Source organism: Capsulimonas sp. (assembly GCF_039929585.1).
GTDB lineage: Bacteria > Armatimonadota > Armatimonadia > Armatimonadales > Capsulimonadaceae > Capsulimonas.
Window position 1 is genome coordinate 24,922 of sequence record NZ_JBDSQY010000359.1, and the last position, 13,340, is coordinate 38,261.

Annotated in this window: 6 protein-coding genes; 2 read left to right on the forward strand and 4 right to left on the reverse strand. The window is 58.1% G+C overall.

Translation table 11 applies throughout. The features are described 5' to 3' along the window. Window positions 1-85 precede the first annotated feature (85 nt). The 3 genes from ABIZ35_RS27815 to ABIZ35_RS27825 form a co-directional block, all read right to left on the reverse strand. Window positions 86-4,243 carry a tetratricopeptide repeat protein gene (locus ABIZ35_RS27815; RefSeq protein ID WP_348223205.1) on the reverse strand — a complete coding sequence of 1,386 codons (4,158 nt, stop codon included), beginning with the start codon at window positions 4,241-4,243 and terminating at the stop codon, window positions 86-88. Then, entirely contained in the window at window positions 4,240-8,145 is a 3,906-nt protein-coding gene (locus ABIZ35_RS27820; protein WP_348223206.1) for a tetratricopeptide repeat protein, read from the reverse strand. Before ABIZ35_RS27820 ends, ABIZ35_RS27815 begins: the two co-directional genes overlap by 4 nt. A gap of 86 nt (window positions 8,146-8,231) precedes the next feature. After that, window positions 8,232-10,271 (reverse strand): caspase family protein, encoded by a 2,040-nt coding sequence (locus tag ABIZ35_RS27825; RefSeq protein ID WP_348223207.1) that lies wholly within the window; start codon window positions 10,269-10,271, stop codon window positions 8,232-8,234. A 210-nt stretch (window positions 10,272-10,481) separates the two neighbouring features. Between ABIZ35_RS27825 and ABIZ35_RS27830 the strand changes: the two genes are divergently transcribed. Together ABIZ35_RS27830 and ABIZ35_RS27835 are read left to right on the forward strand one after the other, a co-directional pair. After that, window positions 10,482-11,174 (forward strand): Crp/Fnr family transcriptional regulator, encoded by a 693-nt coding sequence (locus ABIZ35_RS27830; protein ID WP_348223208.1) that lies wholly within the window; start codon window positions 10,482-10,484, stop codon window positions 11,172-11,174. A 317-nt stretch (window positions 11,175-11,491) separates the two neighbouring features. Continuing rightward, window positions 11,492-12,907 carry a DUF2092 domain-containing protein gene (locus tag ABIZ35_RS27835; protein WP_348223209.1) on the forward strand — a complete coding sequence of 472 codons (1,416 nt, stop codon included), beginning with the start codon at window positions 11,492-11,494 and terminating at the stop codon, window positions 12,905-12,907. A gap of 99 nt (window positions 12,908-13,006) precedes the next feature. Here ABIZ35_RS27835 and ABIZ35_RS27840 read toward each other — a convergent pair. Further along, window positions 13,007-13,340, reverse strand: a 334-nt coding sequence (locus tag ABIZ35_RS27840) for a VOC family protein (RefSeq protein ID WP_348223210.1), incomplete at its 5' end; no start/stop codon positions are given.

A 13,340-nucleotide genomic window follows, 5' to 3' on the forward strand; every position in this document is an offset into this window, starting at 1 on the left:
TAACGCCGCTGATTTCTCCATTCGCTCCGAGCATTGCCGCTCGGAGCGATTTTTTGTTGCTGTACTCTGCTGCGGCGAAAACCGATTACTCAGGATTACCGATCAAAACAAACGGCGCCCAGTAGTAAGGGTGGGAGTAGGGGGCATTGGAATCCGCGACAAACGGCGGCAAGCTGGTGTTTGCCGCGCCAGCGACTTTCGCTCGCTGCGCGCGGTTCGTCTCTGACGGCGCCGCTGACGGCGTGACTTGCCCGCGCAGAAGCTCCAGCTGAGCCTGACGCAGATCCGATGCCTTGCTTTGTTTGGGGTGCGCGCGGCGCAATCGGTAGAACTCACGCATCAGCACGGGAGTGCTGGCGTCCGCCACCGGCCACAGGCTCGCCAGCACCGAACGCGCTCCCAAACGCTGCGCCAGCGCTCCGAAGCCTTCCACTTCCTTGCCGCCCGCACTGCGCACTTCCATAGCCGTGTTGCAGGCCGACAGCGTGAGCAAATCCACGCCGGCGAAGACATGAGGGTCGGTCTTCATCTGGGCCATGGTCAGATGCGCGCCGTCGCCGAGCAGCAGAAACGATTCGGTGTCTCTGCCGCTGAGGGCGAAGTGACTGGCGATATGGACGAGTGGATGGTTACGACGCTTGAGCCCCGCCAGGAATGTGGCCTGGGTGAACATGGCGTCGAGCAGGGTTTGACCGGGCACAACCGGGCCGAAGATGCCGGCGAGCTCGTCACGGACGCCGGGCAGTGGATCGAAGCCGGGATGCTCCTGCGAGACGCCTAGCCCAAGGCCCGTCCACGGCGGCGGCGCCGTCCGCGCTGCTGGGCTAGGTCCGGCAAGCGTCAGTACGCAGTTGTCGTAGCGCTCGACCATGTATTGTTTTCCATCGTAAAGCGCGGAGATGGGCAGGTATCGCAAGGCGTCGTCGAGCGACCAGAGCAGGGTGGTGGCGTGTGTGGCTTTCAGGTCGGCTTCAATGGGGCCTAATATGATTTTGTAGAGTTCCTGCGCCAGTGGGCGCGGATCGTGTGAAGGGTCCTGAAGCGCGTTGCGAAGGGAGAGGACTTTACGATAAAGATCACTTGCTTTGATCGGGACCTCGTGGGATTTTTGCCCAGCTCTTGTCGTGACAATCAGCAAAAGTTTGTCGGGGGCGACGATGGTATAGATGGACACCGATTGTTGATATGGAGCGTGCGGAAGACTAGGAGCCGTTACTGGGAGTGAATGCGAATCTGTGAGTGACACAGTGTCGCTAAACTCTCTGGCGATTTGACGCTGCATGAGCGATTGCTTGGCGGCAGCGGCGGCTATGCGCCTGTCGATGCTGATAAGTAGTTTCCGCTGCTGAGCGGTTTGTATTTTATTTCGCAGCAGCGACTGGCGCTGCTGACCTAACACAATCAAAACGTTGCTTATTTGATCGTCATTCTCTATCCATAGCTTCTCACGGTGTGTCAGGCCCACGTTTCCTAGGGGCGGCGCATTCTGATCCTGACCACGTCCGAGAAAATCGAAGAATTCCTGTTCTTTGAGGAGCCTGAGAACTTGCTGGGCTTCCGGAAGCCTTTTCTGAGAAATGAGAAGCTCCGCAAGGCCTCGATAAGCGGCGCCTACCGACGCTAGGTAGGTTTGCCGACTTTCTTTATCCAGCGCACTGATGCTTTTTCGGATACTTTGATAGACATTGATTGATTGCTTGCCATAGAATATCGCGAGGCGAGGCTGGGTTTGCTCGCGGTTAACCATAAGATCATACAATGTCACCGCTTCTCCGGCGCGGTCGCCGACCTCCCGGCGCAGCGGGAGGGCTCGCTGAAGATAGGCGAGCGCGACGATTGGCTTATTTATCTTGTTGTAGGTGACTCCTAAATTGCTCAGTGCGTTCGCTTCGCCGCTCAGCCCACCAATCTGATGGTGCAAGATCAGCGCCTGCCCGAAGGCGGTCAACGCTTGATCGTATCGGCCAAGCGCGATGTCCGCAGCGCCAATGTTGCCGAGCGTCATGGCTTCACCGCTGATATCCCCAATTCGGCGGTAAAGCAACAGCGCCTGGTGCTGATATTCCAGTGCGCTGGCAGGAAGTTCCTGGGCGTTGTATGTGTACCCGATATTGCCCAAAGTGTCGGCTTCGCCGCCTTGGTCACCAACCTGACGGCGAAGCACAAGCGCCTGCTGGAAACTGTCCAGCGCCTTGTCGTTCTGGCTCAGATAACCGTAGGTGACGCCCACATTGTTGAGCGCCGTCGCCTCTCCTGCGGTGTTGCCGACCTGCCGTCGCAGCCGCAGTGACTGCCCGTAGAAATCCAGAGCGCGCGCATACTGGCTCAAGCTGCAATAGGCCGCCGCGATATTGTTGATGGTTTCCGCTTCGCTGTCCTTATCGCCCACGGCCCGGCGTAAAATGAGCGCGCGTTGATAAATGCCGATGGCCTCGTCGAAACGGCTCAAATTGTCGTACGTCACGCCGATGCTGTTCAGCGTGGCTGCCTCGCCTGCGCGATCGCCTGTTTTCCGCCGCAGGATGAACGCCTGATGGAAATATGCGAGCGCTGTGTCGTACTGGCTTAATTTGTCATATTCGATCCCGAGGCCGTTGAGCGCGCCCGCTTCTTCTCGCGATGCGCCGAGTTGACGCAGAAGAGGCAGCGCCTGCTTGTAGATCGTAATGGCTTCCCTGTGTCGGCTCAGGGAGCCATAAACGATGGCGATGCTGTTTAACGTATTGGCTTCGCCCGCCCGGTCGCCGAGGTCGCGGCGCAGGCGCAGGGCCTGCTGATGTAACTTCAGGGCGCGATCGGAGTCTCCGAGCCTGTTGTAGGCAGAACCCATATCGCCAAGCGTGGCGGCCATTCCTCCCCGGTCGCCGATTTCTATCTGGCGGGCCAGGGCGGGTTCTAGGAATTCAAGCGCCTTTCGATACTTGCCGAATTCATAGTAGACACCGCCGATGCTCTTCATTGCGGCGGCTTCTCCGCGCGCATCGCCCGTTTTTTTGTACAGCGCCAGAGCCTGTTCAAAGGTCGTCAAGGCGTCTGCGAATCGCCCTAAGTTGTCGTATGCTTCGCCTTGTTTCGACAACGTGTTCGCTTCGACCGACAAGTTGGCTGCCTGGCGGCAAAGTGGGAGTGCTTCCTGATACAGATCCAGAGCCTCAGCCGTACGTCCCATGAGATCGTACACGTATCCGGTATCTCCAAGCGTCGCGGCGATTTCGGCGGGATCGCCCAGCGCGCGGCGCAGGGCGAGCGCCTGCCGATAATAACCCAATGCTTTGTCATACTGACCGAGCCGCGTGGAGGCGATTCCCAGGGTATTCAGCGTCTCCGCCTCAGCCTTTCGATCGCCTGCTTCCCGCTGGAACACCAGAAGTCGGCGGTAGGCGTCCGCCGCCTCGGGAAACCGACTCGCGAAGAACAAAGCCGACGCGAGTTTCATGACCGCGTTTTCTTCGGCGGCCGCGTCTTTATTGATATGACTGAGCGCTGCCGCCTGAGAATAGAAAGTGGCTGCTTGAGAATATTGATGCAGATATTCCGCGCAGGCGCCCAGGTTATTCAGCGTAATCACGGCGTTTTTTTTGTCACTGTGCATTCGCAGGGAAGCCAGCAGGCGGATGTAAAATTTGGAGGCGAGAGCATACTGCTTGGCGTCGTACAGAACCGAGGCGAAATGACCCGCCAATGCCTCTTCCACATCGGGTGAAGGAATGGCGTGGAGTGTGTTCAGCGCTTCGCCCCAAGCCACAACCGCGTCATTCAGGCGCCCTAGAGCCTGCAATTCGTCACCGATATTTGCGAGAGTTCCTGCTTCCGACTGCCGATCGCCGAGTGATCGGAGAATCTTTAGGGACTGTCTCAGACCGGCGAGACCTTCCTCGCGTCGTCCAAGATTGCCCTCCGTCATTCCAATGTCGTTGAAGGCAACTGCTTCATTCTTGGTTCCTGTCCCCCGCGCCAGAGTGAGCGCCTGCTGAAAGTAATCCAGCGCCTCTTGCCATCGGCCCTGAGCGTAAAACTCTTCCCCGATGGAATTGAGATCAAAGGCGGCGTCGGGACTGTGAGCGGCGTTATCGAGAGCAAGCGCTTGCCGATATTCCTGAACCGCGCCGTTATGATCGTTCTTTGCCGCCAGAGCGACTGCCTTCGCTCGATGCGCCGCTGCGGATTCGGGCGGCGCGGCTTGAGTTCCCGAAGCGAGAAGAAGGGCGCTCGCGCTCAGCAGCACCGTAATACTCACTTTCATCGCGGGTTTCCGATCAGGACAAACGGCGCCCAGTAGTAGGGGTGGGAATAGGGCGCCTTCGGGTCCGCGACAAACGGCGGCAAGTCCGTGTTCGCTGCGCCGGCCACTTTCGCTCGCTGCGCGCGGTTCGTCTTTGACGGCGCCGACGACGGATTAACTTGCCCGCGCAAAAGCTCCAACTGAGCCTGACGCAGATCCGACGCCTTGCTTTGTTTGGGGTGCGCGCGGCGCAATCGGTAAAACTCACGCATCAGCACGGGAGTGCTGGCGTCCGCTACCGGCCACAGGCTCGCCAGCACCGACCGTGCTCCCAAACGCTGCGCCAGCGCCCCGAAGCCTTCCACTTCCTTGCCAGTGCTGCTCCTGACATCAATGGCCGTATTACAGGCCGAAAGGGCAAGCAAATCTACCCCCTGAAAAAATAAAGGGTTCGATTTGATCTGAGCGACGCTCAAATGTTCGCCATCCCCCAGCAGCAGAAAAGAATTGGTGTCACGACTGCTCAGGCTAAAATGACTGGCGATATGCACGATTGGGTAACGCGGGTGGAGGCCACGGTTTTGCGCCAGCGCATTGGTGAGTGTCTGACGCGTGAAGAGTGAGTTCATCAGCACGGTTCCCGGTAGAACGCCTTGAGTGTATCCTGTCTGTCCCTGCAATATCCTCCCTAATTCCTCGGCGACGCCGGGGAGGGCCGGGAAATCCTCATAAGCCCGCGAGACGCCCAGGCCCAAGCCACGCCATTGCATCGCGGGGCCTGCGGTCAAACGGCTTTCTCCCGCCGGTGTGAAGATGCTCATGCTGTATCGCTCAGCCAAATACTGCTTCCCGTCATGGAGGGCCGCGCACGGCAGGTAGCGCAGCGCGTCGTCCAGAGACCAGAGAATGGTCGTGGCATGCGCGGCTTTGAGGTCCGCCGCGATTGGGCCGAGCATGATTTGGTACAGTTCCCGCGCCAATGGGCGCGGATCGCGGGTCGGGTCTTGCAGGGCGGACCGAAAGGCCAGGACTTTGCCGTATAAATCTTTGGCGGCGATGGGATATTCATCCGCACGCTGGGACGTAGGGGTTACAATAATGACGCGATATTTATCCGGCTCCACAATCGTATATAGCGCGACCGTTCCCGGCGCCATGGCGGCGAGCGATGTGGATAAGCCGCCCGCTTCGCTGTCGCTGGGGATCAAGTCCGCTGCGCTTCGGGACGCGCGCAGAGCGAGCGCCATTTCGTCAAATAACAGCGGAAGCAACGCTTCCTCCGCGAGGCCGGTATAACGTTTCTCTCCCTCTTTTTCATTGTCGGTGAGGGTAACACGCTGCGGCAGCCCAGGGGCGGACTTGGGATCTCGGCTCAGAAAGTCGAAAAACTCTTCTTGTTTGAGCATCCGCAGTACCTGACGGGCTTCGGTTAGGCGGCCCTGAGTGATGAGCGCATCGGCTAATCCTCGGTAAACGCTTTCCTTGGAGGCGGCGAAGCTTTTTTGCATTTCTCCTGTTGGATCGTCCCGGCGCGCCTGGAGACTTCCGCGAATTTCCTGGTAAATGTTTACGGCTATCTTGCCGCACCAGATCGCCGATTCTGGACGCGCCGAGCGCCACAGAACCATCAAATTCGCCAGCGTGGCGGCCTCTCCGTCCCGGTCTCCAATTCGACGCTGGATCCGCAGCGCTTGTATGTAAACGTCGGCTGCTTGCGTTGTTTGGCGCATCTGATGGTAGACCACTCCGAGATCGTTCAGCGTCGCCGCTTCGCTCCGAGCATCCTTGATGTCGGAGAAAATCGCCAGCGCCAATTGAAACGAATCCACAGCGGTTTGAGTTTGGCCAAGGTTATCACGCACGACGCCGAGATTGGTCAGCGCGGTCGCCTCTCCGGAACGATCTCCGCGTTCTCGCGCCAGGGCGAGTGACTGCGCGAAATCGCCGGCCGCCTCCTCGTTTCGCCCCAAATTTGACGCCGCCGCGCCCAGATTCCCCAGAGTCGCCTCCATCCCGGATTGGTCGCCGATCCGCTTTTGAACGGCCAGCGCCCGCGTGTAGAAGTCAATGGCTTTTTCATGCTGACCCATCTCGGCGTAAACTTCTCCCAGATTGATCTGAGTGATCGCCTCATTTTTGGCGTCGCCAATGGCATGAAACACAGCGACGACTTGTTTCATGGCGTCCAGCGCTTCTCCATAACGGCTTTGCTTTCGGTAAACATCTGCCATATTGTTCAGGATGGTCGCTTCGCCTGTATGGTCTTTCATCGAACGGCTGAGAGCTAGGGCCAGACGGTCGGCCTGGATAGCGCGGCGATACTCGCTCCGAGCGGCGTAAGCGCTTCCCACCCCTGTTAGGGAGAACATCTCCCCGTGTTGGTTCTTTGCCTGCCGCATCAATGGGGCGGCTTTGAGAAATGCGGCGGCGGCGGCGTCAGGCCGATCGAGTTGAAGATTCGCTAAGCCGATGTTATTGAGCGTTTCCGCCGCGCTTCCCATGTCTTGAGCGCCTTGCTGGATCGGGAGCGCTCGCAGGCAATAATCAAGTCCTGTGGTGTATTGTCCCGACTGGATATAAGCCAGCCCGATACTACTCAGCGTTTTTCCTTCCGCCTTCGGATCGTGATCCTCGCGCTGCATAGTCAGCGCCCGCGTGTACAGCGCAACACCTGCGTCATACCGATGCAAGTCCAATGCTTGAACGGCGCCCATGTCCACTAAAACGCGCTCGATCGCGACGCGATCATTCAATCCTTGGTTAATCGCCAACGACTGCTTCAGGAGCTCCGCCGCGTGTTCCGGCTGGCTCAATTTCCTGTAGGCTAAGGCAAGGTTGATCAGCGTCCGCGCCTCGCCAGTCTGATCCTTGTCGGTGCGCTGCTGAGCCAGAAGTTCTTCGTAAGCTGGGATGGCTTTTTCATAGAGGCCGGCTTTGGCGTAAAGCGGACCGATCAATTTTAATGTTTCGCGCGCTCCGGCCGTATCTCCCAGCTCGCGCTGGGCGGTCAGTATCCTCGCCTTCGTTTCGGCTGCTTTTCCATACTGACCAGCCAGAAAGTACAGAGATTGGAGCCGGCGCAACGTTTCCACCATGCCGGTCAGGTCGCCCATGGTCTTCTGCAGCTCAGCTTCCTGTCCGTACAATGCGGCGGCTTGTTCGTCATGGCTGCGCAGGAACAGTCTATCCGCCATTTCATTGAGGATATGGATCTGGGCTGATGTGTCCCCCCCCCTGCGCGCCAGCGCCAGCTCCTTGAGATGCACCGATATGGCCTTGTCAAAATCCCGCGTCTGATCGTAAACGGCGGCTAAGTTACCCAGCAGGATCATTTCGATCCGTGTGTCCCGCACCTGATGCGCATATGTCAATCCCTGTTGAAAATAGTTAATTGCTTTCGCTGGCTGGCGCAAGTGCATTGCGTAAAGATTTCCCAGACTATTCAAGTCCAGGGCGGCGTCCGCTGGCCGGTAAACTTGATCGATCTTCAGCGCTTTTTGCAAATGGATGGCTGCTTGCCCATAGTCAGCGTTCTTTCTCAAGCTTTTGGCCCATGCGAATTGCGTGTCCGCAAGCGCCGCTGCGAGGTCGTGTTGATCTTCGGCGCCAACGAATGATTTTTGCCGGGCTTCCAATAGGGCCGCCGCATCCGTAAACTTTCCGGTTTGCACAAAGACATGCGAGAGATTGATGCTGATCGCCACTACCTTGTTGGGCGGGGCGTACTCCAGCGCTTTTTTTAGGGCCTCTATCGCCTCCGGGTAATGACCAGCGTCATACGCGTCCCTGCCTTTCTGAGACCAATCGGCGCTCCCCGCGGCAGAGGAGGCAGCTTGCGCGGTGGGAGGCGTGCCCTGAGCATTCAGCGGCATGGGGAGGTAAAGCAACGGAAGCACGGATAGCAGCCAAGGAGTAGATTTCATAACCAGATTTTCGTGATAAAGGCCGCTCCCTGAACTCGGAGCGGCCCTGGCGCTTGCGGCGCATGATTGACATCCGCTGGATGCGGCTATTTTGCCTCTTCCGGCGGCGCGACAGTGAATGCGATGGCCGCCGTGGACCAGAGTGAAGGCGTCACCGAGACTTGGGCGCGAGTACCGGCGCTGGCGGATCGCAGCATGCGCTCGATCGGCGAGAGCTTGTCGCGTGTGGTCAGAGTTTTGAAATCGACTTTTTCGCGCGTCGCGATGGCTTTGAATGTTTCGGCGCCGTGGCTGCCAGCGAAGCGGACAATCATCGGATGGGTAGGGTCCTGCATCAGCTTTTGCCAGCGGTCGGGCTGGCCGTGAGGAATCAGGCTTTCACTGACCGTTTGGTTGGGGGTGGGCCATAGCTGCTGGACGCTGGCGTCGTTTTGCACATCCAGCACCGTCACATAGGCGTCCACCGTGCCGATGTTGCGCACTTCGACCGTTGCGGCGTCCGCATCCGTCAGGGTGATCGGGCCTCGGCTGAGCGGTTTGTCCGCCAGGAAGGTGTAGCCTTCATCATCGTTACCCGACACCCGGGCTGGAACGATGCGAATCTCCAGGCCGATCGCCGAGTTGGGATCCGCGTTGCTGAGCGCCCGCACAAACCGCCACTGGATTTCTCGCTTCAGCGCTGCGTTCATTTGCTCGATCTGGTCGGCTCCGGCGGCAAAGCGGCCGATCTCCGCGCCGCCGTCCTCACGGATCAAAACAAACGAGGATTCCTGGCGAGCCAGTGTGATATCCGGCAAATCCGATTTTCCAACGACGGCGACGCCGTCGTTGGCTTTCAGGGCCGCGAGCAGAGCGGCGTTGGCCGGGCCAAGATTGTCCGCGGCGACTTTAATCCGTGCGTCGCCGTATTGATGGGAGATCTCGATGGCGCGCGCGGCTGTCAGATCGATATCGGGACGGACCTTGCTGACGATTTCCAGCTTGGAGGACAGCAGACGCGCAGTCACGATCTTTGCGGTCGCGATTTGCGTCGCCGGCGTAAATGCGCGGGCGCCCGCCGGGTAAAGGGCGAACGTCGATCCGGGCGTCATTCCCTGGAGCGTCCCCGCCGCCAGGCGCGTTCCGGTGAGGAAATTGTTCTCCACCATCAAATATGGCGGCGTCACGATCGCCGTCTTGCCGAGCAGCACCTGATTGCTGTCGCCTTCGATCTGCGGATCCTGGCGCGTATCCGTGAACTTCTGGCGCATCAGGCTGTCGATCCGCTCGAACAAATCTTGATATGTGGTCTCTGGGCCGGCGGAGCGCAGTGCGCTGCAGAGGAGATAGGTGAGGCGTCCCATCTGTACATGATTTTCGTCTTCAGTTTCCACCGCCGATTGATCGTCGCGGCAGGCTGAAATCACGACTGTTGTCGTGGCCCCGGCTGTCTGGGCGGACGCAAGCGCGCTGAACGCTCCTCCTGAGGGCGCCTTGCCGCCGCGTGTTTGATTGGCGGACTTTGTGTTGTTTGACGGGCCGGGCATCGGTTTTCCAAAACGTTTTTCGAAGCTGACGCCGCGTACGAGCATCCGACCGCCGCGTGTGACGGTGCCGGAGTGACAGCTGTCGAATGACATCGTCAGGTTCGCGGGATGCTTGTCCTTGATTTGCCCGATTACCCGTCGGATTTCCTTGTCGCGAATATCCATCGCGCCGTCCTGGGACCAGTCCGAAGGCACAAGGGTTTCATCGACGCCGCTGGGGTCCGCCGGGTCGGGAACCTGCGATCCATGCCCTGAATAATGAAAATATAGAACATCGCCCGCCTGCGTTGGGGTTATGAGGACATCCTGCATTGCTTTCAGAATCGCGGAGCGCGTCGTTTCCGGTCCCGACGTCAGTACGGTGATGTCGCTGTCGGCAAAGCCGAAATGCTCGATCAACACCTGCTTGACCGCCGCCACATCCGATTCCGTGTTTAAGTCGCTGAACACGCCGTCCGGCCCATGACTGTACTGGTGGACGCCGATGAGCAGCGCGCGTTTGTGCGCCGCATGGGCGGGCTGGATCAGGAAGCCCCAGAGCATCATCGCGGCGGCCATCGCGCGAAGCAAAGCTTTCCAGGGAAGGTGGGAAGGCGACATAGTCTTATCATCCTTGCAAAACGGGAGCGCCGGGTCGTCAATGACGTCGGCGCGGGAGATACTGGTATTATACGCCAATTTGCCACGATCGATTATTCGAGAGGACACACGCGAGATGTGATATTATTCACATCTCCGGCGTTCCGCGAAAATCGTCGCAGCTCCCGAATTGACAGGCATCCTTCATCTTGATACAATGACGGTACTCCCATGATGAATATCGAAAACCAGCCAGACTCACTTCTGCCAATTGCCCTGTTCGCCGGTCTTTCCCTCGCTCATCGAACGCGGCTCTGCACTCTTCTTCACCGCAAAACGTTTCCCGCCAAGGCGGTGGTGATACTGGAGGATCATCCGGGGGAAGTCGCCTACATTATCCAATCCGGCACAGTCAAAATCTCAGTCTTGGGCGATGAAATCGATACGATCCTGGCGCTGCTGGGGCCGGGGGAAATTGTCGGAGAGATGAGTCTGATCGATTGCATGAGCCGCTCGGCGACCGCCGAAACGCAAGAAGAATGCAAATTATTGTGGATCGACCGCAGCGCCTTCCACGATTGCCTGGAAACCATTCCCCTGATGGCGATGAACCTCGTCGGCATTCTCAGTCGCCGCGTCCGCCTCGCCAATGCCCGAATACAATCCATGGCGACGCTCGACATCGACGGCCGCGTCGCTCGTCAGCTGCTCGCCTTCGCCCATGAGTACGGCGTCCCGTCCAATGAAGGCGTAATCATCCCGCTTCGTCTTACGCAGAGCGACCTCGCAGGATTAGTCGGATCATCACGCGAAAGCGTGAACCATGCGATCTCGTCGTGGAAACAAAAGAAGCAGATCTCTGTGGACGGACGTTATTACATCACGATCCACGACAGCGCCGCCCTGGCAAAGAGATGTGGTTAAGATGATATAAACGCTATGCCTCGCCGCGCACCGCCGCCTCGATCTTGGCAACGTCGATTTTGTGCATCTCCATCCTCGCCCCGAACGCGTGCTTACTAGCCATGCCGTTCATCGTCGTGGTCTCGGTTGAGGTGGTTGAGGTTTCGAGCTAACTTCCAATTGACAAAAAAAACGACTAGCAGTATACTAATCGAGTGTGCGGGGCAGCCGCGCCCGGTCCGCGGAAAGGGCTTAGCCCTCTGCTTCAGCTTTAACGAACATCACCTTCTTTCTGCCTGTGACTTGCGGACGCCAGGCGTAATGGAAAGGAGGTCGTAATGACCACATCCTCACTACCGTCCAAGGCAAACCTGGAGCATCTTCGCAGCCAGGCCAAAACCCTCCTGATCTCTTTTCGTGAAGGCAATCCAGACTCCATAGCCCGTGTCGCCATTGTCTACGGCGCTGACGCCCGCCAAACGTCAAGGGGCTTGCGCCTCACTCATGCCCAATTTGTAATCGCACGTGAATACGGGTTTGGAAGCTGGACGCGGCTGAAGACGCATCTGGCAATACAGGCTGCGTCAGCCGAGAAATCGGGTTCGGACATCGAACGTGGCGCCGAACTCTACGAAAAAATGCTGGATCAGATTCGATCCGCAAAGACGCTCTCAGCCGATATCCACAGCGTGACCAGCAGCAACGCAAGGGTGTCCTTTCGATCAGGAGCGTTGCTGCGCGCCCGCAAGCCTTACCAAGCCCATATCGAATCGTGGATTATGTATCCAGATGACGGCGAAATCGCCCATGGTCAGTCAGTGTGCGTCGCCGACGGACATAATTTCTGGTGCTACTGGCCGAATGGCAGGGCTAACGAGATTAGCCGGACAATGGAGCATGATGTCTATTACCATGCGCCCAGCCCAACAGGTCTCGCCGCTCCCAATCGTGAAATGATTATGTCGCTGGGCATGGTTTCGTCCGCAGTCGATATTCGAACTCTGCATGGAGGGCGGGACGTACAACGAAAAAAGGACGATGTATTCCGGTGGACCGGCGCTGAGGATATCGACGGCCACCATTGCGATCTCCTTGACATCACAAGCTCGCAGTCAACGACGCGCCTTTGGATATCGGCAACAGATCATCTACCACGCCGCCATATTTGGCGTCAGGAAGACGAATCTGTTGACGAATCTGTTATGGAGTCGGACGAACGGTGGACGAATGTGATGGTCGATGCTGACCTTCCCGACTCACTCTTCCAATGGGAGCCGCCGGCAGGCTGGCGGCAATGGTATTATCCCGAGCCGGGCGCCCAACTCATCCGCGCGGAGACAATGGCGCCCGACTTCGAGATTTCGGGGCTGAACGGAGAAACATACACGCAGGCCATGTATCGCGGCAAGATACTCGTGCTCGTCCTATCATGGTCATGCCGACAGGAAAATTCGAAGGCGGAGGCGGCAATTCTACAGCGCGTCCATCAACAATGTCTAGAATGTGGAGCGAACCTGCTGGTCGTTGCCAATTTTGGTGAGACGAAGAACGGCCTTCTCGCTTTTCAGGCTGAGCAAAGCGTGGATTTCGCAATCGCGCACGATCACGCTCGTATGTTCAGGCTCTTACAACAATATGGAGCCTTCGGCGCGTCGAACTTAGTAATAATCGGCCCCGATGGCATTGTCATCGATTCGTCGGTCTGCAACATCGCACAGCTGGAAGCATCGGTCGCATCCGTTCTCAACGATTAAAAAGCGGAGGCTTCGTTGTCTCGGGATATACGAAAAACAAAACCGTCTTACAGACCGCAATGTCTGTAAGACGGTTTACTATCTTGAATCCAAACAGTCTCACACCTCGCCGCGCACCGCCGCTTCGATCTTGGCGACGTCGATCTTCTGCATCTCCATCATCGCCTCGAACGCTCGCTTCGCCACCTCGCCGCCCTTGGCCATCGCTTCGGTCAAGGCGCGCGGGGTGATCTGCCATGAGAGGCCCCATTTGTCCTTGCACCAGCCGCACATGCTCTCTGCACCGCCGTTCCCAACGAGCGCGTTCCAGTAACGGTCGGTCTCCGCCTGGTTGTCAGTGGCAATCTGAAAAGAGAACGCCTCGCTTTGCTTGAACGTGTCACCGCCGTTGAGGCCCACGCACGGCACACCGCACACAGTGAATTCAACAGTC

Bases quoted from the DNA above. Each gene is read 5' to 3' on its own strand.
- ABIZ35_RS27830 (WP_348223208.1), top strand. From the start codon at position 10,482: ATGATGAATATCGAAAACCAGCCAGACTCACTTCTGCCAATTGCCCTG.
- ABIZ35_RS27815 (WP_348223205.1), bottom strand. From the start codon at position 4,243: ATGAAAGTGAGTATTACGGTGCTGCTGAGCGCGAGCGCCCTTCTTCTC.
- ABIZ35_RS27820 (WP_348223206.1), bottom strand. From the start codon at position 8,145: ATGAAATCTACTCCTTGGCTGCTATCCGTGCTTCCGTTGCTTTACCTC.
- ABIZ35_RS27835 (WP_348223209.1), top strand. From the start codon at position 11,492: ATGACCACATCCTCACTACCGTCCAAGGCAAACCTGGAGCATCTTCGC.
- ABIZ35_RS27825 (WP_348223207.1), bottom strand. From the start codon at position 10,271: ATGTCGCCTTCCCACCTTCCCTGGAAAGCTTTGCTTCGCGCGATGGCC.